This is a genomic window from Peribacillus sp. V2I11, assembly GCF_030817135.1.
Classification (GTDB): Bacteria; Bacillota; Bacilli; order Bacillales; family DSM-1321; genus Peribacillus; species Peribacillus simplex.
Genome location: NZ_JAUSYW010000001.1, coordinates 2,851,916 through 2,875,261 on the forward strand (window position 1 = coordinate 2,851,916; position 23,346 = coordinate 2,875,261).

A 23,346-nucleotide genomic window follows, 5' to 3' on the forward strand; every position below is an offset into this window, starting at 1 on the left:
AACCATTCATTTTTTGATAAAATATGATAAAAGCCCTGTATGGGAGGTCCATATGGAAGAATTAAGAATGATCGGTGAAAAAATTGAAAAATTTAAATATATCTTAGTGGAGCATATCGAGTTGTTCGAAGAAGAGGAACCGCTCTATGATTTTGAAACCAGTAAAGAGGTACGGTCAAAGCTTATTCAAATTCATGCAGATGCCTTGATTCATGGAAAGGCACAAGCAATGGAAAGTATGAAAATAACGGGTATGGAAATAGGTAAGCGCATCGTGGATATGGGCATTCCTTTAGATAAGAATATTGAGGAAGCACAGCTTGTTCGTAACCTTTTCTGGAGTTTCATTGAAGAAGAGGTAAGCAATCGCTATTACTCCATTGAAATTCTGCTAAAGGCAAGCTCGATAATTGATGCAATCCTGGACCAGTTCATACACTGTGTGAGTATCAGTTACGTGAATCATTATAAAGAAATGGCGAAAATGGCAAACGATTCTTTGCAGAAGATAAAAGAAAACCAAGAAGTCATGGAAGAATTGTCCACCCCGATTGTTCAGACCGTATTAAGGGATGTGCTGCTCTTACCATTGATTGGACGCATTGACGATTGGAGAATGGAGTCGATGCAATCGACGGTATTGCAAAAATGTGCAGATCTGAATGCGGAAGTATTGATCATGGATTTCTCGGGAATTACCTTTACGAAGGAAAGCAATATGCTCTCCCTGTTGGATCAATTAGTGGGGGCACTGGCGCTGATGGGAACGGAAACGATGTTTGTCGGTTTTACCCCTGATGTCGTGAAAGAGATCGTCAAACTTGATTTCGCAAATCAGGTAAAAGCCTTTCTATCGTTCAGTCAGGCTCTGGAATATCTGTTTAAACAAAGAGGGCTGGCTCTTCAGCCAGTATGATGGAGGTATCCTTTTTCAGGGTATCTTTTTTTCTATATCAGCCCCATTCCTGCAGCTTTCATATTTTATCGCCATCGATATTTGCTCCATGTTATAGTGAAATGACGGGGGCGGACATGTTAATTTTCATTTAAATTAAATAGGACATGTAAAGTGTGTAAGGAAGGTGGATGAAGAGTGTTTTTCAAGAAAAATGAAGAACCTGATCATAACGAAAAATGGTATTGTGTAGGAATCATGACGGATAATGGGCTGGAGGATGAAGAATATGATGTTTTGTCCAAACGCATCCTCGACTCGGTCCAAAATGTAAAGGTCATATCGGACTTGGTAAGGGTGGAATGGGATCGGGATAAATTGCGAGCCTTGAACGAACGTTTTCAGGACCCTTCATTTTCCGACCCATGTTTTATCATTAATGAATTCATACCAGAGGATATAAAAAAGGAAAGAAAACTTCTGGAGAAAACTCATAAATGGAAGAGGCTCTTTGGTCTCCTCTCCCCGATTGAATACATGGAAGCCGAGACGAAGGCGGCCCATGACTTTGATAAAGCTCTCTTTTATACAAACGATGCAGATAAAGTGATTGAATACATTATTGCAAATAGCTAGCATCCCCTGCCACATCGATACATTGTATCGGTGTTTTTGCATTTGATTCAATGTTTACCGATGAAATTCCGCCGTAATAATCCAACCTTGTGCGAGTAAAATTCGTCCTTGCACCTCTCTGCCTTCTTGAAATAAAAAGAGAGAATGTAAGGAAGTTGGTAGGAAAGATGGGGAGAAGCGCGGAATATCTTAAATAGAAAGAGAAAGAGAGTTTTAAGGGGAGAGGAAGATGATCGATGGAAGTTGCCGTACCTCAGCAAAAGCCAAAACGGAAGTGGAGAAAGCGTGCTCTATGGAGTTTTGGAATCCTGATTATACTTTTGCTGTCTGTCTTGATTGCTGCAAATGTATTTCTTTCAAGATCCTTGCCGGAAACAAAGGGGGAGATATCGCTTCCAGGTCTTTTGAAACCGGTTACGGTGGTGAGGGATTCAAATGGGGTCCCGCATATCAACGCAGCGAATGAACATGATTTGTATTTAGCTCAAGGGTATATCCAAGCACAGGACCGTTTATTTCAAATGGATTTAAGCAGGCGTCAGGCGTCAGGAAGATTGAGTGAAGTGATTGGTGAGAAGACCGTCAAAAACGATAAGTATTTCCGCACACTTGGGTTGAGGCGGGCGGCTGAAGCCTCTTATGCAGCATATACAAGTGAGGGGAAAGAAGCATTGGATGTGTTTGCCGAGGGGGTAAATCTTTATATCTATGAATTGAAGGAGAATGGGAATTGGCCGGCGGAGTTCACTCTGCTTGGATACGAACCAGAGCCGTGGACACCCGTCGATTCGCTGACCATCGGTAAATATATGGCCTTTGATTTAGGAGGGAACTGGGAAGATCAGGCGTTTAGGCAGTATTTACTGCAAACGTTCCCAAAGGAAAAAGCATATGATTTATTTCCTAATTATCCAAAGAGCGCTCCATATATCATCAGCAAGGAAGAACTGGATATTGAAAAAGGTTTTGCCGGGGCCGTTATTCCTTTTGAATTCAACGGCAGCAATAACTGGGTCGTTTCAGGCAAGAAAACGGATTCCGGACAGCCATTATTGGCGGATGATCCCCATCTGGGATTAGCTACACCGTCCGTTTGGTATCAAATGCATTTGGAGGCCCCGTCAGTCAATGTGAGCGGAGTTATTTTTGCCGGGATTCCGGGAATCATACTAGGTCATAACGAAAAGGTCGCTTGGGGTGTGACCAATACCGGTCCGGATGTTCAGGATCTGTATATTGAGAGGAGAAACCCGGAAAACGAGAAAGAATTCTTTTACAAAGGTAAATGGGAAAAATCTGAAATCCTGGACGAACCTATCGAGGTGAAGGATGGTAAAACACTTGACTATCAAGTGACGGTTACCCGCCATGGACCTGTTGTCTCGGAGTTTGCCGGGAAAAGCGGAAAAGATACCGTGCTTGCATTAAGGTGGACAGCACTTGATCCATCTGCCGAGCTTGAAGCGGTACTGAATATGAATAAAGCGGGAAGCTGGAAAGAATTCGAAAAGGCCCTTTTGAAATTCGAAACGCCGGCACAGAATTTCGTCTTTGCCTCAGTCGATGGGACCATTGCCTATAAGGCGAATGGGAAAATCCCAATCCGGAAAAAAGGCGATAGTATGCTGCCTGTACCTGGCTGGACGGATGAATTTGAGTGGAAAGGCTATATTCCCTTTGATGAACTTCCGAAAACGGTGAATCCGGAAGAGGGATTCATTTCGACAGCGAATAATAAAGTCATCTCAGATGATTATCCTTACCACATCAGCAATGACTGGGCACAGCCGTACCGTCAGATGAGGATACAGGAGTTTTTAAAAGCCAATAAAAAGCTTACGGCCGAGGATATGCAAAGCCTGCAGATGGATAAAGTGAATTTGCAGGCCAAGGAGTTTGTTCCTCAATTCGTGGATGTATTGAAAGGTCCATCCAGGAAACAGGAAGACCAGGCTCTGACGATTCTGAAGAAATGGAATCATATTGATTCCGTTGATGAGGCGGCACCGATGATCTTTAATGTCTGGATGCGAAAAATAGGGGATGTTCTGCTTACAGAAGAAATACCGGAGGAAACCCTCAACCTCTTTAATGGAAGGCGTTCGGCCGTTGATGAACTACTAAGGCGGGCACTGGACGGTAAGCCGGGCCCTTGGATTGAAGAGGCAGGCGGACTTGAGCAGGTGCTTGCCAAGTCGTTACAGGAGACGTTAACGGAACTTGAAGAATCACAAGGTGACGATATAGCTGATTGGGAATGGGGGGACTTTCATCAGGTCAGGTTTAACCACACGCTATCGAGTGTCGCCCCGTTAAATTATTTATTTAAAAGCGGCGGCGGAATCCCGGTAGGCGGTAGCAGTGTCACCGTACAAGCGGCGGCATTTTTAGATGATGGAACCGTTAATCATGGTGGCTCCTGGAGATTTGTCATCGACCTTGCCGACATGAATCAAGGGTATCACCTCGTTGGCCCTGGTCAATCAGGTAACGTTAAAAGTGAGTGGTACCATGATCAGCTTGATGATTGGGCAGAAGGTACTTATCACAAAACCACATTGGACGATCCAAAAGGTGATAAGCTGACATTGAAACCATCATACTGATATTCAGAAAAAAAGTACCAAGTCCAGCATCCTTGCTCTGGACTTGGTACTTTTTCATTGTTTTTGATTAGTAAGGAATTCTGCAAGGAACTCCTCGAAATTAGGGGCCTTGATTGCAGCGATTTTTTCATATGATTCAATGATCTTGAGTTTAATTTCTTGCTCCAGATCATTCCGGTCTTGATAGTTCGTGTTTTTTAACGATTTTTTTATTTTAGGATTCAAAGAGTCGATTAGATCCAACAATTCTTCTTTTGACAATTTTTTATCCACAATGGCTTTTCTCCTTTCTAACATATACCTCATCCATATAGTGCTTTCGAAGTTTTTTTAGAGCTTGTTTACGGATGCTTGAGATATTCTGCGGGGACTCATGGAAATAGGCAGCAATTTCCTTGTTGGATAGGCCGTAGGAAAAGATCATGGTCAGCACCAGGTTTTGTTTGGCCGTTAACTTCTTCAAGGCTTTTATCATCTCTTCATCACTTATGTGTGAAGCGAGTTCATTCGTTTCCCCCATCTTTTCAAGTTGAACGTCCAAAGTGCCGATTCGATCGATCAATCCGCCAGTATCCCTTGGTGTCGCATCAAGTACCATTCGGTAGCGTTCCCGCTGCTTCCGTGCCCTTTTATCAAAGTCAACAGAGAAAAAGTAAATTAAGGAGCACATGTATTTGTATACTTTAGCCCGGTAATAGAAAATTTGGAAAGTCTCGTTGAGATGACAAATGTTGTGGGAAGAAGGGGAATCAAGAGTTTCAGTGAAAATCTTTAAATGCTCTGGGTTCTGTAAAAATACTTGAATGATCGGTTGTTCAAAGAAAGATGAGTACTGTTGCTGCAGAAACTCCAACGAATGAGAAAAAAAATGAGAAGTTAATTGGTTCATTGTTATCCCTCCTTTTAATTAATAAAGTGATAGACAAGGGGAATAAATCAATTATATAGGAACATTCGTTCCTTTTTCCATAAATCAATAGTGCTAGATTGATTTTTTTAAACAAGTTTCACTTTAGTTATCAGATACAAGAAAAGGGGTGAAGAGGATGATGATTGAGGATGCTACTATGTGGGTTTCATTAGTTAGCGAATTTGGCTATCCATTCGTCGTTTCTATGTTTTTGCTCTTCCGCTTCGGTAAACAATTAAAAGAACTGACAACGGACGTAGAGAACTTAAAAAAGTCCGCTCATAAAACGAAAAGACGATAACCTCAGGACGTAATGTGCCAGGTGTTAAACACCGAATTTCGGATTCTATTCTAAAAAGGGTCCGGAATTCGGGTATAAAGTAATGGGTACTATCTGAAAATCAAGACTTTGTAAATCCCTCCCTTAAACTCAAGTAAAATAATGGTAAACCATTATTTGGAATATAGCACAAAATAGGTAAAAAATAATCGTCATTTGGAATCATTTTTCTACTATAATTCATCCGTCAATGGAATTAGATAGGAAATCCTCCCCTCGTACGATTTTAGTTTTATGGATTAAAGTGAAAATACTTTTAAAAAAACAACATTCATTAATAAACTTATGAATAGTATGCGGCATCCGAGTAAAAGGGTGCTGCTTTTCTTATTTTTTTGGTAATAAACTGATAATATGGAAAAGGGGTGGCGAATTTGGAGGATAAACAGCTAGAAGATATTCGGATCCTGCAGCAAGAATGTGAACGGCAAGGTTTTACTTTAAAGCTGAACTGGGAAACGCTTAGCAGTCGAAACGGTGTGAATAAGAATGACTTTCTTCACTATGATGGATTGAAGCTTGTTGGTTTTCTTGGTCTTTACGATTTTGGAAACAAAGTGGAGATGTGCGGGATGGTTCATCCTGATTACCGGAGGCAAGGCATATTTACAAAGCTGCTGGAAGAGGCTATAAGGAGTGCCGTGGAGCGCAACTATAAGTTGATTCTCTTGAACTCACCTGCTCAATCCCATTCGGGGAAGGAATTTTTGAAACAGCTCCCATGTGAGTTTTCTTTTTCTGAGTTTCAAATGAAATGGTCCGAAACGGAGCTTGATGATTATGGTGATGCAGTCGTTCGCCCTTCACGGAGAGATGATGAGGAAACGGAAATTCAGCTGGATATTCAATGTTTCCAATTTACGAAACAAGAGGCGAAGGATTATTATCAGCGCATCCTATATGAGGATACCCTGAAAACCATGATGATTGAAAAGGATGGCCGCGCGGTCGGTAAAATCCGTGTTGATCAATCAGGCCGGGAAGCGTGGATTTATGGATTTTCGATTTTGCCAAAATACCAGGGAAAAGGACTTGGCAGAAGGGCATTGAAAAAGGTTGTAGCCGAACAATGCCAGCTGGGATATGATATTTTTCTCGAGGTCGAGGCTACTAATGAGCATGCTTTAAGACTCTATGAATCTTGTGGATTCAAAACCATTCAAAGACAAGATTATTATCAATACAAAGGGGGGGGATACTAAAGGATACTTCGACGACATTGAGTGTTAGGGGGCTGGGATGGATGTTGACATTATTCAATTATAACTGGCAGGTGCGAAGTGAGTGGTTCAAGTGGTGCCGGTCCTTACCGAGTGAGGAGCTGAAACGGCAGCGCACAGGAGGGATGGGCAATATATTGAAGACACTTGCCCATATTATCGATGTCGAATTCAGCTGGATCAGGGCCATGCAAGGGAAGCCTGATGTCGCGATCGATTTGGATGCCTATGATACGATCGAAAAAGTGGAAGATTTATCTAACGGTTATCACTCTGAGGCCATGGACTATTTGAACTCGCATTCCATTGATGATGAGAATGGAATGATTCAGCCACCTTGGATGGAGGGGTCATACGAAAAAGGCAGGATACTGCGCCATCTGATAGCGCACGAAATTCACCATATGGGCCAGCTGTCCATCTGGTCGAGGGAGATGGGCATCGAACCGGTATCAGCCAGTTTAATAGATCGGGATTTATAGATTTGGAGTTTTCAAAAAGGTTTCCCTGAAATAAAGGGAGTAAGGAACGACCTTTGAGATCCATACGATGTTAGCAGGCTGGTTCTTTTAAATGGGCCAGCTTTTTTTATATTAGACTTTCTCCCTAAGGATCCAATGGGATTAGGATAATGATTATATGCATGATTGAAGGTATATCGATCTGTGTGCACTGAATGAAAATTGATAAAAAGAACCATTTATTCAAAATTCGTGGTATTAAGGTAAATATTGGGTATTATTCGACGAAATCATGATATATTATTCTAGCATTTTATAAAAATAGAAGGGTTGTGAAGTATGTCTTTCAAGATGCATGTTAATAAGATGCTCGCCCCGATTCTTGCTGAGCCGAAGTGAAAACGCTGCTGCAACAGCAATGGATCGTTGAAGGATCTCCGAAAACTTTGCAAATTTCTGGACTGAGCTATACAGCCGACTTCAGTAAACCTGTCACGGAACGTGTCACTTTATTGGAGAAAGCGGACGGAACACCGATCAAGGATACCGAAACATATACGGTGGCCGTCAATGATTTCATGGCAAGCGGCGGTGATAACTATACCGTCCTGAAAGGAAAAGAGCGTGTGTTTGGACATGCTGATCTGGAAGCTTTCGTTAACTATGTGAAAGAAACGTTTAAAGGCGGGAAGATCACGGCAGAAATTGAAGGCAGAATTACGAATATCAATAATTAATTGAGGTTTACTCGTGAGTTACGCGGATTTACTCGTGAAATTAGAACATTTACTCGTGAGTTTTCAACATTTACTCGTGAAACTCTAAAAGAGAGCTCCCCTTAATACGAGGGGCGCTTCCTTTTTTGTGATTAATTGTTTCTGAAAATAAAACATGCCCAATAAGCACTAAGTGTAACTTTCTTCCAAATTCAACGTCGGTACTATTAAGAAAAGGGGGAATACCGATGAACCGTAAAATAATGATGCATATGTTCAGTTTGTTCCTTTTACTTGCTGGATGCAGCAGTAATGAAAAAGATGATTCAGCATCTAAAGTACAGGATGACAAGGCGGACAGTAAAATGGACGCTTCAATTTCCGGGAATAAGGTGCAGGAAGAAGTAACGGAAAAAGGAGTAACGGAAAAAGAAGGGATGATGGATGAAAGAAAGGTCATCCATCAAGCCCAGCTTGAGCTGAAGGTAAAGAACCTTGAAAAGGCACAAATGAAGATCGAGAATAAGGTGGGTGAATATGGCGGATATGTTGTCGAGTCCAATGTATACAGGGAAGATGAAGAACTGGTGGAAGGAACGATCACTGTTCGGGTCCCTGAAGCACATTTTCAGGATTTTCTAGCCGATAGCGAGGGCGAGGCTTCAGAAGTGGTCGGAAGGAATGTGACAGGACAGGATGTAACGGAGCAATATGTAGATTTAAAAGCAAGGTTGAAGACAAAGAGGGCGGTAGAGGAAAGGTTACTTGCATTCATGAAGGATGCTAAGAAGACGGAAGACTTGCTGAAAATATCATCCGATCTTGCCGTGGTCCAAGAAGAAATAGAGCAGCTGACCGGGCAAATGAAATATCTTGAAAACCAGACCTCATATTCGACGGTTACCATCACGTTATCACAGGATCGGATAGTTGTGCCGGGCATTGATAATGAGGAATTGAATACATGGGAGAGAACGAAGAAACAACTTGCAACGAGTGCGAATCTATTACTTAAAGCGGGTTCGGGAATCATTGTTTTTATAATAGGAAACTTGCCTATCCTCATTACTTTAGGCGGAGCCGTTGGCTTATTGGGTGATGAAAAGGAGGGGTAAAAGGTAGCAGAATTAGAGGGTGCCAATTGGATTGGGCACCCTCTGACATTTATCTTTTCCGTTTATGCAAGCCGGTCACATAATACAGGACTACCAACAGTAAGATCCAAATCGGACCAACGATTAGAGCGATTCTTGTATCTGCTGAAAAACCGAGTACTACCATTACGAATGCTAAAAAGGCTAAAGTGAAATAGGAAGTGAATGGGAAAAGAGGCATCTTGTAAGACAAGCCATGTTTTTCTCCCTGACTCATTTTCCTTCTGGACATAATCTGTGTGACAAGTATGGTTCCCCATGTCCAGAGCGCACCGAATGTAGCGACACTTGTGACGTAAGTGAAAACTTTATCAGCTTCCATGTAGTTAAGGTAAACACCGAAAAGAAGCACGACAGCCGAAACGATGATGGCAACGCCAGGAACACCTGACTTTGTTGTACGTTCGAAACTTTTTGGTGATTCACCTTGCTGCGCTAGGTTGAATAACATTCTTCCTGTACTGAAGATCCCGCTGTTACAAGATGAAAGGGCCGCTGTCAGTACGACAAACTGAATGATTCCTGCTGCGCCTGGTATACCGATTTTATCAAACATCATAACGAATGGACTGTTTTCTCCATTCATTTCATCCCATGGAGTGATCGATAAAATGACTGTCAGAGCTAAAACATAAAAAAGTAAAATCCGATAAAAAACGGTATCGATGGCTCTTTTTAAAGATTTTTCAGGATTTTTAACTTCACCTGCGGTTACTCCAAGCATTTCAATTCCTAAATAGGCGAACATGACCATTTGGAACGATAGGATGACACCGGAAATCCCATTAGGGAAAAATCCTCCATGTTCAACAAGGTTGCCGAAACCGACCGCGATTCCGCCGTTCCCCAGACCAAAGAGGATCATTCCGAAGCCAAGGACGATCATAAGGATGATCGTAATGATTTTAATTAAGGCGAACCAAAACTCCAATTCACCGTAAGCTTTTACAGCAAGAAAGTTAATCGTTGTCATGATGGCAAGTGCGGCTAACGCCCAAGCCCATTGCGGAGTATCAGGGAACCAAAATTGCATATAGATTCCGACTGCCGTAATTTCAGCCATACAGGTGGCAATCCAAACGAACCAGTAATTCCATCCGGTTATATATCCGGCAAGAGGACCCACAAATTCGCTCGCATAGCGGCTGAAAGAGCCTGCGACTGGATTTTTTATCGCCATTTCCCCTAGTGCACGCATGATAAGATAGATCATAAGTCCGCCAATGGCGTAGGAAATAATGATGGCTGGGCCGGCTAATTTAATCGCAGATGCCGAGCCGAGAAATAAACCGACTCCAATGGCTGCGCCAAGAGACATTAATGCGATATGCCTTTCTTCCAAACCTCTATGTAGTTGAGATTCTTTGGAGTTTTGCATAATTTTCCCCTTTTCTATGTTGGAGTTTAATTTTCTCTATCTAGCATTTTATCACTAGTAGAGGAGAATACATATTATTTATTGATTTTTCACATAATATTACAACTAAATAATATATTTTAATAGGAAGAATGTAAAGAGAAAAATGAAAACGCTTACTATGTATGAGATCCCATCTGTTTTCATCATATAATAATCTTCCAATACTAATTATAATGCTATTTAAACAAAATATAATAATGTGATTTTTCTAAAAATTTAGACTTTTGAACGAAAAAGCTGCCCAAAAAGGGAACAGCTTTTTCGTTTTTTCATCGCCAGATGGCGGAGGCCCATTACGGATGATCTATAAAAGGGTTGCGATTATGCTGATATTCATTATAAATGATCCCATTTCGGTTACGCTCGAAGGCATCTACGGGATCCTGTTCATTCCATTCCAGTAAGACAGCCAATTTACCATGATAAGGGGCGGTACCATTGTTCACTTGATTATTTAACTCTAAATCCACTTCCCCTGCATCAACCTCGTAACGAACCGCCATATAAAACAGCATCCGGGCGACATCACCTTTGACACTATCGCGAGGTTCCCACGAATCGGAGTCATAGTAATTTCCTATCGCTTCGGTATGTTCAGAACCACCATTATCAAAGTCCAGGTTGTTTCTTGTACTGTTGACAGAAGCATCAGTCGGCCGAAGGTGATGCAGATCAGTGACGGGTCATAAAGTGGTACCAAAATCACCATGCGATTTCGCCCATACATGCTTACGATTCCAATCAACTAACACCAGATCCGTTCATCGTTTTCCCTTGAGAACGCCCTGTATAAAGAAGAATGACATTATTGGCGTTATTCGGGTCCTCATCGGTTTTTCGTAAAGCTTCCCATCCATTTGAATATGATATTTCAGAATGGTCATCGATGATTTCACGGAGGGCATTCTTTAGCGAAGACGCTGATTTTCCAAAGGCTGAATCATAGTATGAGCCAACCCCCGGTGTCTCCGGTTCTGGTGAATCATTCCCTGAAAACATGGCAGATACATCCTTTAAGCCTGGATGGGTGAAATACGCATTCAGTGTACCGGTTACGGTGACTTTTTTTCCTTTCAAAGAAGGATGTGTTTTTAATCCGAATTCAGAGCGGAAGGAGGATGGAATCTGAACATATACCATATTGGAAATGTTTGTTTTTGAAGAGCTGTCTGCCAATGCTAGGGCATAATCATCCGGATAGCTGCCCGTGACGATGGTATTGGCTGATGCAGGCTGTCCCGTCACATATCCACTGACCGTTTTAATCGTGCTGTCCTGATTCGCAATGGCTTGGGAAACGGAGTAAGGAGATGACAAGCTGCCATCGCCAGCCGCGGCTAGTGATGGGGAAATGAAAAGAGCGGGAATAAAGAAAGCAAGCACAAGTGAAATGGGCAGGGCAAATCTTGGTTCATGTTTTGTAAACATGTCATTCCTCCATAAATCGATTCATACCCATTTCCAGAGAAATCAGATGTATATGTAAAGTTATGGATATTAGGGGCTTTCTCCTTCTGTTTTGTCAAAAATGAGAGAAAACAGCTAGTGAAGCTTAGCGGAATTTAGGGAAATTGCCCGGGAAATATCGAAGGCTGTTATGGAAATGAAATATACGAAAAACCGTCAGCATGCTACTGACGGTTTTTTTTACTCTGTTTTATAAGAAGACTTTGAATGAAACTCAATAACAATGATCCGATTAAAGCTCCCCAAAAAGAATTTATTACAAAGCCACTGACGGCATAGGAAGTAATTTGGAATGTGAAGGCATTTATAATGAAAGAAAACAACCCGAACGTCAGGATGGTGATCGGCAATGTGATGAGTTGGAGAATGGGTCTAACCAGCAAGTTCATGATCGATAATATAAAAACCGCCAGCAAGGCTGTTCCGTAAGACTTAATCGTGATGGAGTCGAGAAGCCAGTCAATAACGAGCAATACCAGCCCGTTGATAAGAAAACGCATTATTATGTTCATGAATAACTCCTCCTGAAGTCACTTTACTACAAGTCATTATACTAAAATTTCATGAATTCAGTTAAATGTTTGCAGAATTGTCACAAAAAAAGAGGAATACGATATGTATTCCCCCCAGATTGGAAAAAGATCCATTTAAAGGTCTCGGAGCAGTTTTTTTCCTTGAAAAACGTTCCAGTTGTTTCAGAAATCCGCTCCCTTTCCGCAGAAAGAACCCCATTTGTCTACAAAATGGGACCCAGTAGCTTCTATATTAGTTGTTGGCAATGATCTTTTCGAATTCACTTAATTCCAATGTGTTTTTCAATTTTGGATTGGTGTTTAAGGAAAGCATGGCACTTTCGATGAGAAAGATCCGCGGTTCAACGTTTTGTAATAATTCCTCTTGGATAAAGTGAATCAATTTTAAGTTTTTAACCCGTTCCGCTTCATCATCTTGGCATTGCCTCAAAATCATCTTTTTTAGGTCATTTGCAGAGTGCAGGAGTGCTGTATGAAAATCCTGCTGTGTACGGAAGCACTCAGGTAGCCATTGCTTGATGAGATCGGGTTCCAAAAGCTGTGCTTTTGACTTGCTGACATCTTCGAAAATCGATTTAATCCTATCGACACAATAACGGATAATTTCAGTAGGGTTGAAATCGGGCTCTTTAGCCAAGGAATTAAAATGAATCGTTTGATGCATCATCCCCGAGTAAAGGATGGCACAGTCCAAAATATAAGGTTTTTTATCAGCACCGAAAATGTCCAGAAATCGTTTTGATAGCCAATGGATATGCTGGAATTTAGCATGTGTTATGAAGTTCTTAAGTTCCTTATCATTTGAAATCATTACTTCTTCATATAAGGAAAAGAGTTTATTGCTTTTGTTTGAGTGCATTTGTAATTCGGATTGTTTGATGAATATTTCAATATCTGCAAGGTTTTGCCCAATCAGCAATTCATTCCGCTCTTTTTCGAATTTTTCTTGCGAAGTTAGGAAGACTGCCTTAAGCAATTCGCTTTTAGAAGAAAAATAGTTATAAAATGTTCCTTTTGAAATGCCGCTATAATCTAAAATATCCTGAATGGAAGTTGCTTGATAACCCTTTTCAATAAATAATTGGTGTGCATATTTAACTACCAGTTGTTTGCGCTCATTCATATATATCACCCTTACTCTTATTGGACGGTCATTTTAACGTAATAGTATCTTATTTTCTATACGAACACAAACCAGTATGTTTACAATTTCTCTAGCAAAATTAGGGTGAAGGCCTTTTGTTTCAGTCAAATTACAAAGAGTTCTGCTGAAGATAGGGTTCACAAAAGCAATGAAAAATTCAGTTTCTATGCATCCTTCTATTCGTCATGTAAATAAAGGCTGATGAAGTGAACAAAGTCACAGGAGAACACTTCGGTTTGTTATAAGATAGAAGTTAAATAGGTGAAGTAGCGCAATGTAACTATGAATATTCGTTATCATTATCGATTACTATCCCATTGGTAGGAGAAATGATAAAATCACTTGTCATGAAGGAATATTGGTTATAAGGGTCGTATACCTTATTTAGGAATTAAATTATGTGTATATGTCGCTCCATCAATGTTTTTATCCTTTTCGTTATCCATATTATGGATAGTTGATAAGTTATATCATCAACGGAAAAACAATGAATTAATTATTATATTAAAATCATTATAAATAAGTATTGATTTTTTTCTGATAAGCTTTATCATTATATACATAAATAATAATGAAAAGGTGGTTCAATTATGTCGAATAAGAAAAACCTTACTACAAGCTGGGGAGCGCCAGTTGGAGATAATCAAAACTCGATCACTGCCGGCGAACGCGGCCCGGTACTCATTCAAGATGTACACTTATTGGAAAAGCTAGCCCACTTCAACCGTGAACGTGTGCCTGAACGTGTAGTTCATGCGAAGGGTGCCGGTGCATTCGGAACTTTCGAAGTAACGAACGACCTTTCTCAGTACACGAAAGCTAAACTTTTCAATGGTGTGGGCAAGAAGACAGATCTTTTTATCCGTTTCTCCACAGTTGCAGGTGAATTGGGTTCTGCTGATACAGTCCGTGACCCGCGTGGATTTGCTGTTAAATTCTACACGGAAGAAGGAAACTACGATATCGTCGGTAATAATACGCCTGTATTCTTTATTCGCGATGCGATTAAATTCCCCGACTTCATCCATACACAAAAAAGAGATCCTAGAACACATTTGAAGAACCCTACGGCAGTTTGGGATTTCTGGTCACATTCACCGGAATCTTTGCACCAAGTTACGATCCTGATGTCCGACCGGGGCATTCCTGCTACACTTCGTCATACACATGGTTTCGGAAGCCACACATTTAAATGGGTGAATGCTGAAGGAAAAGGCGTTTGGGTGAAATACCACTTCAAAACAGAACAGGGCATCAGAAACCTTGATGTGGATCTAGCTGCAAAACTAGCAGGTGAAAACCCTGATTACCATACGGAAGATCTTTTCAATGCCATTGAAAAAGGGGACTTCCCTGCATGGAAATTATATGTTCAGATCATGCCTCTGGAAGATGCGGATACATACCGTTTCGATCCATTCGATGTGACGAAGGTATGGTCTCAAAAAGATTATCCGCTGATCGAGCTTGGCCGTATGGTATTGAACAGAAATCCTGAAAACTACTTTGCTGAAGTAGAGCAAGCCACGTTCTCACCGGGAACATTCGTACCAGGAATTGAAGCTTCCCCAGACAAGATGCTTCAAGGACGTCTATTCGCATATGGAGATGCACACCGTTACCGTGTGGGCTCGAATCATAACCAGCTTCCGGTGAACCGTCCGAAAGTGGAAGCGAACCACTATCAGCGTGATGGCTTCATGCGTGCAGATGACAATGGCAAGGGATCTGTTTATTATGAGCCGAATAGTTTTGGCGGCCCTGCCGAATCAACGGAAAATAAAGTCACTCCTTTCGAGGTGACTGGGCAAGCTGCACAAGTTGGTCATAATAGTGATGATCATTACACTCAAGCAGGTGACTTATACCGTCTATTGAGTGCCGAAGAGAAAACTCGCCTTGTTGACACGATTGTGGGCGCAATGAAACCTGTGGAATTGGAAGAAATCAAGCTTCGTCAAATCGGTCATTTTTACAAAGCCGATCCAGAATACGGAACGCGCATAGCCGAGGGTTTAGGTTTGCCCGTACGGCAAGAAGCGTAAAATAGGGGACTCCCAATCTATTAAAATGAAAACAGGCATCCATTCTTGAATGGATGCCTGTTTTGTTTGTTTATGGAGGGCACCGTTATATAAATGACACCCGACAAGTTCGGCAAGAATATATAGTTATAAATGTTTGTAAGGAAGTCAAGCTGTCAGATTAATGGAGGCCAGTACTTAGATTATCAGTAAAGGCTGGAATTAATGACCAGTAAAAAGAATCGGGATTTCGTAGGCAGTCCAATTTACCAGAAACCACATATTTTATAAAAGTTCTTAAAAGGTTGGATTTGGAGGGAATGAGCTTGGCATTTTCTTCATTGATGAAATGAAGATGAGCGATCAAGCGAAATCCAGTTATATGAGTTTTGGAATGGAACCCATTACAGGGAGGATGAACGCTGGTGCGCTCACCGGTATGACCAGCCGTTCCTGGTCAGGTATCAGGGGGGATGTGAATGCAAATGGAACGAGATTTGCAGAAAATGTCTTTGAATTGCCTTACAAGTTATCCGACATTCGCTTGAAGCATCTGTGCTGGCTCAAAGAAGAAGACCGGATGGCGAAATTCAAAAGATATCGAAAATTAGAACCTGGGGGTAAGTATGGAAGTACTGAGCATATCTAAGCATTCTGGATGATGCACCCACTTCGGTTCATTTTGAGGAGTTGACTTTTCAATAATCATTAAGTCCAGAACAGGGTGCTTTGGAAATAATTAAATCGAATCAGCATACATTTGGTTAAGAGGAGGTGCAGTATGGACGTTTTTGTGCGGCAGAATGATTCCTTGTGGTATTATAGCCAATTATTCAAGGTGAATTACCAACTTATCATTGATTCCAATAGTGGGATTGATCCACTTGCACTTATGATTGGCCAACAAATCAAAATTCCTGGCTTTACGACTACCAGTTATAGCGTTAAGCAAGGTGATTCGTTATGGGCAATTGCCAGGTCACGTAATCTTTCATTGGATGCCCTATTTTTGGTTAATCCCAATCTCAACCCGAATGCCCTGCAAGTTGGTCAGACAATTTCTGTGCCATTAAGGATTACGTGGAGGCTGATTCAAGGAAACCGGGAATATGATTATGAGACGATGATGACCGATGTAAGACGTTTGAAAAATATCTATCCATTTATTAAAACCTCCCCCATCGGGGACTCGGTGCTTGAAAGGGATATCCCCGAAGTGCTGATTGGAAATGGTAACAAACGAGTGCACTATAATGGTTCCTTTCATGCGAATGAGTGGATAACGACGCCTGTGATCATGACCTTTTTAAATGATTATTTACTCGCAATCACGAATCAGGCTGACATCCGCGGTCTATCTATGTTTCCCTTTTATCAACAGACGATGCTGTCGATCGTCCCAATGGTGAATCCAGACGGAGTGGAGTTGGTTCTGAAAGGCCCGCCTGAGGATGAGTCATTGAGAGAACGGCTCGTCGAATGGAATAATGGCAGCGAAGACTTCTCTGGCTGGAAAGCCAATATTAATGGGGTGGATCTGAATGATCAATTTCCCGCCAAATGGGAACTGGAACAAGCTCGCAATAATGTAACGGAGCCAGGTCCGGCAAATTATTCCGGGGAAGGGCCGCTTACACAGCCAGAAGCTATTGCAATGTCAGAGTTGACAAAAAAACGTGATTTTGGCAAAGTCCTTGCGTTCCACACCCAAGGAGAGGTCATTTATTGGGGGTTTGAAGATTTGGAACCGCCCGAGTCGGAAACGATAGTCAATGAGTTTGCGAGGGTCAGTGGATATGAGCCTGTCAAATCCGCCAATAGTTACGCAGGGTATAAGGATTGGTTCATTCAGGATTGGCGAAGGCCGGGGTTTACCGTGGAACTGGGCAAAGGAACGAATCCCTTGCCTATAGCACAGTTCGATGAGATTTATCAGAAGTCGCTTGGGATTTTCTTAGCAGGGTTATATATGTGAAATTTGACCAAATGAAAAAGCTCAACTCCGTTTTCATGGGGAAGAGCTTTTTAGTCTTATAAACTATTAGACTTGATACGATGAGGGCTGCTGCAAAAAATAAGTAAAGTTATGTTTTACTTATCGATTGCATGATTAACTCGCCTTTTAGCCTAAAATTAACGGACATTCTCCATGTCCCAGTAATGTTGCAGCCCCTACCAAAAGGTAATCTAATAGTTTTGCGGTAAAGAAGTTTGACTTCCTTAGCGCTAGTACTGGCCCCACCTACGCCATATACTTTGACGGCCACGCATGCCATCCAACCTAATTTCATTATAATAGAAAGCGCTTACATTTACAAAAGTAATCGTAATGCAAATTTCGACATTCGTATAAGTGTCCCTTACCAGTAGGAGGAGAATGGGCATATTACTGATAAGGACTCTATAAGATTCAGGTTAATCTGCAATGAATTCCTGTAACTTTTGCGTTAGGCCACCATTGCCGAATTTGATGAATTTTGTCTTTCCGGCATCTTGTTCCGAGGTAGAAGCGAAATCCAAAAAGGCTAAAAGGTTGATCCGGCGGTGAAGAATATGGACAATGCCATATTCGTAGAACCAATGATCGATCGTGTTGTAAACCCCTCTATTCAGTCGATATTTCTGCTGGCACCAGTGGAAAAATAGTCTGTCAGGAAGATTAAGGTACTCCATATCTTCTAAGCCCCCATTTTGCTTCTCATTCATGACAGGGGAAATGGTCCGTAGCAATTCCTTTTGCATAGTAAACTCCTCCCTCATTGATAAAAACGAAAAAACCCCCTATTCCTGTTGAATAGAGAGCCTCCAGTGAACTAGTCAGCTTATATACATTCCTAATATAAAAGCAGTATAAAGTATACTAATCCCATTTGTCAAATCGGTATTTGGAAACTGAAATGAATACATTCATTTCCATTTCCAGTGTGATTTCAAATGAAAATACGAATAAAAATTTATGTTTATTCGTTTATAGTTCGTATATAATGATTTTGAAGTATTAAGGAGGAGAGACTGAATGTATAAATCGAAAAGGATTTTATTTATTGGGCTCGGGTGAATTGGGGAAAGAGGTCATACTTGAAGCGCAGCGACTTGGTGTGGAGACCGTTGCTGTAGACCGCTATGAACATGCCCCTGCCATGCAAGTCGCTCATCGCAGTTATGTGATCGATATGCTGGATCCGGAGCAACTAAGGGGAGTTGTAGAAAAAGAACAACCCGATTTGATTGTACCGGAAATCGAAGCCATCGCTACATCTGAATTAGTCAAATTGGAAGAGGAAGGCTTTCATGTCATTCCGACGGCAAGAGCGGCTAAATTGACTATGGATCGTGAAGGAATCAGGAGGTTGGCTTCTGAAACCCTGGAGATTCCGACCGCAGCCTACAAATTCGCCGATACATATGAAGAATTTGTCCAAGCTGCCAAGGAAGTTGGATTTCCCAATGTCGTAAAACCGCTGATGAGTTCCTCAGGTAAAGGGCAAAGTGTGTGCCGAACGGAAGGTGACCTGGAGGATTGCTGGAAAATCGCGATGGAAGGCGGCCGGGTTCAAAATGGACGTGTGATCATTGAAGAATTTATCCGTTTTGATTCGGAAATTACGCTGCTTACTGTCCGGGCCGTGAATGGTACCATGTTTTGTCCTCCCATCGGTCACATTCAGCAGGGCGGGGATTATATTGAATCCTGGCAGCCGCATAATATGACAGAAGCGCAAATAATGGAAGCGAAAAGAATTGCCCATGCCATTACGGATGAACTTGGCGGGTACGGATTATTCGGGGTTGAGCTTTTCCTCTCAGGGGATAAAGTCTATTTCAGTGAAGTTTCCCCACGTCCGCATGATACGGGGCTAGTTACATTAGTGACTCAGAATTTGTCCGAGTTTGCCCTTCATATTCGTGCGATTCTAGGATTTCCCATCCCGGAAATCAAGCTGATCAGCCCAGGTGCCAGCCGTCCATTAAAAGCACAAGATGAGTTATCGGAATATTCTATAGTCGGTGTTGAACAAGCTTTGGCTTTACCGAATACACAAGTGCGTCTTTTCGGAAAGCCTGTCACAAAGGCAGGTAGAAGGGTCGCGGTTGCCCTGTCAACTGCCGATTCAATCGAGTTGGCGAGAGTGAATGCGGCTCGTGCTTTGGAATGTTTAGTTGTAGAGAAATAATAGTGAAAAAAGCGCTCTTTGAATGGAGCGCTTTTTCATATAGCATGACCTCCATAACCAGGTCCCTGACAGAGTTCTATAAGAGAAAATAAAGCATCCTGATTGAATGCTTCAGTTTATCGACAATAGGGGGGGGGGAAGGGTCTCATCCGGAACCATGTTTAAGACTAGGGTGGACTTTATGGTTTTTTCTTGTTTTATGTAACCCTCACTAGTTTGAAGAAATTCGCGACACTCCTGCCGAATAACTGGCTAGCCAAGACCCCGCAGACGCTTGGCAGACAGGGAGCGGATTTCTGAAAACAACCGGACCTTTTTTTTCTCCATTAATTCTTTAGCACTTTAAAACTCCTAACAAATCACCCCGATTTGAAGAAGTTGAATAGAACTTGGTTCAAGATCACTTACCCATGCTGGTGTTAACTCTTTTTCATTCCTCTAAAGCCTGTAAAATGACCCCACTACTGATGATTCTCCTGAACAACCAACAACTTCATAAAAGTGGCATACAATTCCGAGACATGCTGCCTTTACCTGGTCTTAACAATTATCCTGCTGCATTTTTACATAGCCTTGACATTGGGTTCATTATCTTCATCTATAGTTTAATTTAAAGAGAAAACATTAATGGGAGGTCATTCATTTGAATCGCACATGGAGTAAACAGGTTTTACCCATCACGCTCGTTTCTGCATTAGCATTTGGAAGTTTATCATGGTCCGCTGCGGATCGTGTTTCGGCAAAGGGGAATCCAAAAAAAGAACCAGAAATCAAGAACGTGATTTTTCTGATCGGTGACGGCATGGGTGTTTCCTATACCTCCGCTTACCGGTATTTAAAAGATAACCCTGGTACGAAGGTGGCGGAACGGACAGAGTTTGATAAATACCTGGTTGGCCAGCAGATGACTTACCCTGAGGACTCTGCACAAAATATAACGGATTCAGCTTCGGCCGCAACGGCAATGTCTTCCGGGGTGAAGACTTATAATGCTGCCATTGCAGTGGATAATGATAAATCTGAAGTCAAAACCGTATTGGAAGCAGCAAAGGAAAAAGGAAAAGCGACGGGATTGGTTGCCACTTCAGAAATCACTCATGCTACACCTGCATCTTTTGGCGCCCATGATGAGAATCGGAAAAACATGAATTCAATCGCAGACGATTATTATAATGACTTAATCAAGGGCAAACATAAAATCGACGTCCTATTGGGCGGTGGGAAATCCAATTTTGTCCGGCCGGATGTCAATTTGGCGAAAGCCTTCGAAAAAGACGGTTACAGTTATGTGACTGATAAAAAACAAATGCTTAAGGACAAAAATGAACAGGTCCTTGGTTTATTCGCTTCTGAAGGACTCCCGAAAATGATTGATCGCCCAAGTGAAACCCCTTTTTTGGAAGACATGACAAGTTCGGCGATTCAGCGTTTGAATAAAAATAAAGATGGATTCTTCCTTATGGTCGAGGGAAGCCAGGTCGATTGGGCAGGACATGATAATGATATCGTAGGGGCAATGAGTGAAATGGAAGACTTTGAAAAAGCATACATGGCGGCCATGGAATTCGCGAAGAAAGACAAACATACTTTAGTGGTGGCTACTGCGGATCACTCTACAGGAGGATTCTCGATAGGAGCCAAAGGAATATATAACTGGTATGGTGAACCGATCAAGGCAGCCAAACGAACCCCTGACTTCATAGCGGATGCCATCGTCAAAGGGGCCGATGTTGAAAAGACTTTAAAGCAATATATTAACCAAAATGAAGTGAAGCTAACTGACGATGAAATCAAAACGGTAACAGAAGCTGCCAAATCAAAAAATGTGACGAACGTCGATAATGCCATTGAAGCCATATTCGACAATCGGACCAATACTGCATGGACTACCGGGGGACATACGGGTGAAGATGTTCCGGTCTACGCATACGGGCCATATAAAGAACGTTTTGCAGGGCAGGTCGATAACACGGACCATGCCAAAATCATCTTTGATCTATTAAAGAAGTAATAACACTTCAGGGAGGGATTCAATGAACAGACTGATGATTGGTGCCCTGTTATTAACGGCATTTGGTGCTCTTAATACCCAACCAGCTTACGAAGAAGAAACGACAGCTAAAGAAAAAACAGAGGAAATTGCACGACCACTGGTAAAAAAGGATGTCTATGTGCCTAATCCACAGCTTCCTGATGACATAAACTTGAACCAGATCGGTCAGAACGTTTCCGATGCAAAAGGCGAATTAAGTTTGAAGGCCTATAAAAAAGTGAATGAAACGTTGAATGTTGGCCCGATCGAGGTTAAAGTCAAAGAAATGAAAGTGATGCATGCCACTCCGGATTACAGCATGATTGATTTCTTCCACGGGTATACGCATGATGAGGATTTCGATATCGTAAAAGTGAACGTGGAAATCAAAAATAATACGGATGAAAAAATTAAGTTTTCCCCAGTTGCTTTCCTTGAAACGGACAGCGGAGAACATCTGACATGGGAAGATGAGATTTACCTAGAAGAACTTACTGGTGAAATAGAAGGAAACGGTTCAAAAAGCGGAAACATTGGTTTCATTCTAAATGATGGAAACATAAAAGGTATATCCCTCATGACAAGTGATGCGGTGGATGAAGAAGGGGAAGTCCTTGCAAAAGGCAAGTCAGTTGAATTCGCTTTTTAAAGGATATGGCGTATGTTTTGCCAGAAAAAATCAAATACTAGAACAAGTGATAGGGATTTCTATCACTGAACGGAATATCCAAATCCTAATGATGAGGTGACACAGAATGAGCTATAAAGATCAATTAGATCCACATTCTCAAAAGTTTCACCATAACTGGACAAGACCTAAGCGTTCCAATTCTCAAGTAAATGGCCATACGGTAGAATCGCAAACAAACATTATACTAAGAAGCAATGCAAAGGCTCACAGGTGGTAACGGATATTTCCGACAAAGAAGGAGGCTCCCAGCGGGTCTTCTTCTTTATATTTAATCCAGAATCATCTAAACCGACCAAGGCATACATGGCTTTTCATTCATAATTATGATACCATTTACCTTTAAGACTAAAACGATGAGCCGAGCGTGAAACCGGAGTTTTGATTCCGATTGAAAGTTTCACCTTATACAAATAGAGGACGTGAATTGTAATGATTAAAATTGAAATCCCTGCAGCGGATATAAGCATCAAACAAAGAAAGCAAGTTATAGAAGGAGACGAAGCTGTCATTCCTGAAATTTACGGGTTTATCGATTTTCATTTGATTCCCCGTGATAAAGGCGGCATCATTTTGTTTTACAATGAAAACGATGAGCTGATTTTTGTCGGTAAAGCTCGTAAATTAAGACCAAGGGTCAAGAAGCATTTCGAGGATAATGTTTCTCCCATTAAAGAGCATCGTAATGAAGTCAAGAAAATTGACATTCTTTTAGTCGAAGACGCTATGGAACGTGAAATTTATGAAACGTACATGATCAATAAACTTCATGCTAAATATAACGTCGACAAAGTGTTTTATAAATAAGAAGCACCTATGAAAAGCTGACTGCATATGCAATCAGCTTTTTTGTGTGCAAACTTAAGTTTACATATGTACAAAAATAATTTCGTACATTTACAGCTGCTCCATGTTAGGTTAACAA

Annotated in this window: 21 protein-coding genes and 3 pseudogenes; 16 read left to right on the forward strand and 8 right to left on the reverse strand. The window is 41.5% G+C overall.

Annotated elements, in window-relative coordinates; translation table 11 throughout:
• Positions 1–52: 52 nt before the first annotated feature.
• The 3 genes from QFZ73_RS13810 (at position 53) to QFZ73_RS13820 (ending at position 4,137) form a co-directional block, all read left to right on the forward strand.
• Positions 53–916 (forward strand): STAS domain-containing protein, encoded by an 864-nt coding sequence (locus tag QFZ73_RS13810; protein WP_307266993.1) that lies wholly within the window; start codon positions 53–55, stop codon positions 914–916.
• Positions 917–1,093: 177 nt separating this feature from the next.
• Positions 1,094–1,531: a hypothetical protein gene (locus tag QFZ73_RS13815; protein WP_307266997.1), complete on the forward strand. Its 438-nt coding sequence runs from the start codon at positions 1,094–1,096 to the stop codon at positions 1,529–1,531.
• 236 nt (positions 1,532–1,767) lie between these two features.
• On the forward strand, positions 1,768–4,137 hold the full coding sequence (locus QFZ73_RS13820; protein WP_307267000.1) for a penicillin acylase family protein: 2,370 nt from the start codon (positions 1,768–1,770) through the stop codon (positions 4,135–4,137).
• Positions 4,138–4,191: 54 nt separating this feature from the next.
• Here the strand turns inward: QFZ73_RS13820 and QFZ73_RS13825 are convergent, their stop codons facing one another.
• Both QFZ73_RS13825 and QFZ73_RS13830 read right to left on the reverse strand, forming a co-directional pair.
• Positions 4,192–4,410 carry a hypothetical protein gene (locus QFZ73_RS13825; protein ID WP_251436955.1) on the reverse strand — a complete coding sequence of 73 codons (219 nt, stop codon included), beginning with the start codon at positions 4,408–4,410 and terminating at the stop codon, positions 4,192–4,194.
• The gene (locus tag QFZ73_RS13830) at positions 4,403–5,026 is read right to left on the reverse strand and encodes a sigma-70 family RNA polymerase sigma factor (protein ID WP_251436953.1); all 624 of its coding nucleotides are present in this window, start codon (positions 5,024–5,026) and stop codon (positions 4,403–4,405) included. The genes QFZ73_RS13825 and QFZ73_RS13830 overlap by 8 nt, the downstream gene beginning before the upstream one ends.
• A gap of 157 nt (positions 5,027–5,183) precedes the next feature.
• On the opposite strand from QFZ73_RS13830, the gene QFZ73_RS13835 reads away from it, so the two are divergent.
• From QFZ73_RS13835 to QFZ73_RS13855, 5 genes are all read left to right on the forward strand, one after another.
• Positions 5,184–5,348, forward strand: coding sequence for a YvrJ family protein (locus QFZ73_RS13835; protein WP_251436952.1), 165 nt, complete (start codon positions 5,184–5,186; stop codon positions 5,346–5,348).
• Positions 5,349–5,761: 413 nt separating this feature from the next.
• Positions 5,762–6,589, forward strand: coding sequence for a GNAT family N-acetyltransferase (locus tag QFZ73_RS13840; protein WP_307267007.1), 828 nt, complete (start codon positions 5,762–5,764; stop codon positions 6,587–6,589).
• A gap of 41 nt (positions 6,590–6,630) precedes the next feature.
• A complete protein-coding gene (locus QFZ73_RS13845) occupies positions 6,631–7,089 on the forward strand; it encodes a DinB family protein (protein ID WP_307267011.1) in 459 nt (152 codons plus the stop codon).
• A 374-nt stretch (positions 7,090–7,463) separates the two neighbouring features.
• Positions 7,464–7,805, forward strand: coding sequence for a 5'-nucleotidase C-terminal domain-containing protein (locus QFZ73_RS13850; protein WP_307267013.1), 342 nt, complete (start codon positions 7,464–7,466; stop codon positions 7,803–7,805).
• A 227-nt stretch (positions 7,806–8,032) separates the two neighbouring features.
• Positions 8,033–8,899 carry a DUF4349 domain-containing protein gene (locus tag QFZ73_RS13855; RefSeq protein WP_307267016.1) on the forward strand — a complete coding sequence of 289 codons (867 nt, stop codon included), beginning with the start codon at positions 8,033–8,035 and terminating at the stop codon, positions 8,897–8,899.
• 49 nt (positions 8,900–8,948) lie between these two features.
• On the opposite strand, the gene QFZ73_RS13860 is transcribed toward QFZ73_RS13855, so the two are convergent.
• From QFZ73_RS13860 to QFZ73_RS13880, 5 genes and pseudogenes are all read right to left on the reverse strand, one after another.
• Positions 8,949–10,316 carry an amino acid permease gene (locus QFZ73_RS13860; RefSeq protein ID WP_251436942.1) on the reverse strand — a complete coding sequence of 456 codons (1,368 nt, stop codon included), beginning with the start codon at positions 10,314–10,316 and terminating at the stop codon, positions 8,949–8,951.
• Positions 10,317–10,651: 335 nt separating this feature from the next.
• Positions 10,652–11,309, reverse strand: a pseudogene (locus QFZ73_RS13865) (endonuclease I family protein); the annotation flags it as partial.
• Between the two features lie 105 nt (positions 11,310–11,414).
• Positions 11,415–11,786 (reverse strand): annotated as a pseudogene (locus tag QFZ73_RS13870) (DUF6359 domain-containing protein); the annotation flags it as partial.
• A 203-nt stretch (positions 11,787–11,989) separates the two neighbouring features.
• The gene (locus tag QFZ73_RS13875) at positions 11,990–12,337 is read right to left on the reverse strand and encodes a phage holin family protein (RefSeq protein ID WP_101223581.1); all 348 of its coding nucleotides are present in this window, start codon (positions 12,335–12,337) and stop codon (positions 11,990–11,992) included.
• Positions 12,338–12,590: 253 nt separating this feature from the next.
• Positions 12,591–13,481 (reverse strand): TetR/AcrR family transcriptional regulator, encoded by an 891-nt coding sequence (locus tag QFZ73_RS13880; protein ID WP_251436937.1) that lies wholly within the window; start codon positions 13,479–13,481, stop codon positions 12,591–12,593.
• Between the two features lie 611 nt (positions 13,482–14,092).
• Here QFZ73_RS13880 and katA point away from each other — a divergent pair.
• From katA to QFZ73_RS13895, 3 genes are all read left to right on the forward strand, one after another.
• Complete coding sequence (gene katA / locus QFZ73_RS13885) at positions 14,093–15,547, forward strand: catalase KatA (protein ID WP_307267024.1); 1,455 nt, start codon at positions 14,093–14,095, stop codon at positions 15,545–15,547.
• A 334-nt stretch (positions 15,548–15,881) separates the two neighbouring features.
• Positions 15,882–16,175 (forward strand): hypothetical protein, encoded by a 294-nt coding sequence (locus tag QFZ73_RS13890; RefSeq protein ID WP_307267028.1) that lies wholly within the window; start codon positions 15,882–15,884, stop codon positions 16,173–16,175.
• 132 nt (positions 16,176–16,307) lie between these two features.
• On the forward strand, positions 16,308–17,501 hold the full coding sequence (locus QFZ73_RS13895; RefSeq protein ID WP_307267031.1) for a M14 family metallopeptidase: 1,194 nt from the start codon (positions 16,308–16,310) through the stop codon (positions 17,499–17,501).
• 440 nt (positions 17,502–17,941) lie between these two features.
• On the opposite strand, the gene QFZ73_RS13900 is transcribed toward QFZ73_RS13895, so the two are convergent.
• Positions 17,942–18,268 (reverse strand): hypothetical protein, encoded by a 327-nt coding sequence (locus tag QFZ73_RS13900; RefSeq protein ID WP_251436929.1) that lies wholly within the window; start codon positions 18,266–18,268, stop codon positions 17,942–17,944.
• 274 nt (positions 18,269–18,542) lie between these two features.
• On the opposite strand from QFZ73_RS13900, the pseudogene purT reads away from it, so the two are divergent.
• The 5 genes and pseudogenes from purT (at position 18,543) to QFZ73_RS13925 (ending at position 23,228) form a co-directional block, all read left to right on the forward strand.
• Positions 18,543–19,701: pseudogene (gene purT, locus QFZ73_RS13905) on the forward strand (phosphoribosylglycinamide formyltransferase 2).
• 643 nt (positions 19,702–20,344) lie between these two features.
• Positions 20,345–21,712 carry an alkaline phosphatase gene (locus QFZ73_RS13910; RefSeq protein ID WP_307267035.1) on the forward strand — a complete coding sequence of 456 codons (1,368 nt, stop codon included), beginning with the start codon at positions 20,345–20,347 and terminating at the stop codon, positions 21,710–21,712.
• Between the two features lie 22 nt (positions 21,713–21,734).
• On the forward strand, positions 21,735–22,382 hold the full coding sequence (locus tag QFZ73_RS13915; RefSeq protein ID WP_307267039.1) for a DUF4352 domain-containing protein: 648 nt from the start codon (positions 21,735–21,737) through the stop codon (positions 22,380–22,382).
• 106 nt (positions 22,383–22,488) lie between these two features.
• Positions 22,489–22,641 carry a YpzG family protein gene (locus QFZ73_RS13920; protein ID WP_283899230.1) on the forward strand — a complete coding sequence of 51 codons (153 nt, stop codon included), beginning with the start codon at positions 22,489–22,491 and terminating at the stop codon, positions 22,639–22,641.
• Positions 22,642–22,847: 206 nt separating this feature from the next.
• Positions 22,848–23,228, forward strand: a complete 381-nt coding sequence (locus QFZ73_RS13925) for a nucleotide excision repair endonuclease (RefSeq protein WP_170946990.1) — start codon at positions 22,848–22,850, stop codon at positions 23,226–23,228.
• Positions 23,229–23,346: the final 118 nt, after the last annotated feature.

What these genes read in the sequence shown, in the direction of transcription:
- QFZ73_RS13855 (WP_307267016.1), top strand. Translation starts at nt 8,033, where the DNA reads ATGAACCGTAAAATAATGATGCATATGTTCAGTTTGTTCCTTTTACTT.
- QFZ73_RS13890 (WP_307267028.1), top strand. Translation starts at nt 15,882, where the DNA reads ATGAGCGATCAAGCGAAATCCAGTTATATGAGTTTTGGAATGGAACCC.
- QFZ73_RS13880 (WP_251436937.1), bottom strand. Translation starts at nt 13,481, where the DNA reads ATGAATGAGCGCAAACAACTGGTAGTTAAATATGCACACCAATTATTT.
- QFZ73_RS13810 (WP_307266993.1), top strand. Translation starts at nt 53, where the DNA reads ATGGAAGAATTAAGAATGATCGGTGAAAAAATTGAAAAATTTAAATAT.
- QFZ73_RS13920 (WP_283899230.1), top strand. Translation starts at nt 22,489, where the DNA reads ATGAGCTATAAAGATCAATTAGATCCACATTCTCAAAAGTTTCACCAT.
- QFZ73_RS13860 (WP_251436942.1), bottom strand. Translation starts at nt 10,316, where the DNA reads ATGCAAAACTCCAAAGAATCTCAACTACATAGAGGTTTGGAAGAAAGG.
- QFZ73_RS13875 (WP_101223581.1), bottom strand. Translation starts at nt 12,337, where the DNA reads ATGAACATAATAATGCGTTTTCTTATCAACGGGCTGGTATTGCTCGTT.
- QFZ73_RS13895 (WP_307267031.1), top strand. Translation starts at nt 16,308, where the DNA reads ATGGACGTTTTTGTGCGGCAGAATGATTCCTTGTGGTATTATAGCCAA.
- QFZ73_RS13830 (WP_251436953.1), bottom strand. Translation starts at nt 5,026, where the DNA reads ATGAACCAATTAACTTCTCATTTTTTTTCTCATTCGTTGGAGTTTCTG.
- QFZ73_RS13835 (WP_251436952.1), top strand. Translation starts at nt 5,184, where the DNA reads ATGATGATTGAGGATGCTACTATGTGGGTTTCATTAGTTAGCGAATTT.
- QFZ73_RS13820 (WP_307267000.1), top strand. Translation starts at nt 1,768, where the DNA reads ATGGAAGTTGCCGTACCTCAGCAAAAGCCAAAACGGAAGTGGAGAAAG.
- katA (WP_307267024.1), top strand. Translation starts at nt 14,093, where the DNA reads ATGTCGAATAAGAAAAACCTTACTACAAGCTGGGGAGCGCCAGTTGGA.
- QFZ73_RS13915 (WP_307267039.1), top strand. Translation starts at nt 21,735, where the DNA reads ATGAACAGACTGATGATTGGTGCCCTGTTATTAACGGCATTTGGTGCT.
- QFZ73_RS13845 (WP_307267011.1), top strand. Translation starts at nt 6,631, where the DNA reads ATGTTGACATTATTCAATTATAACTGGCAGGTGCGAAGTGAGTGGTTC.
- QFZ73_RS13900 (WP_251436929.1), bottom strand. Translation starts at nt 18,268, where the DNA reads ATGCAAAAGGAATTGCTACGGACCATTTCCCCTGTCATGAATGAGAAG.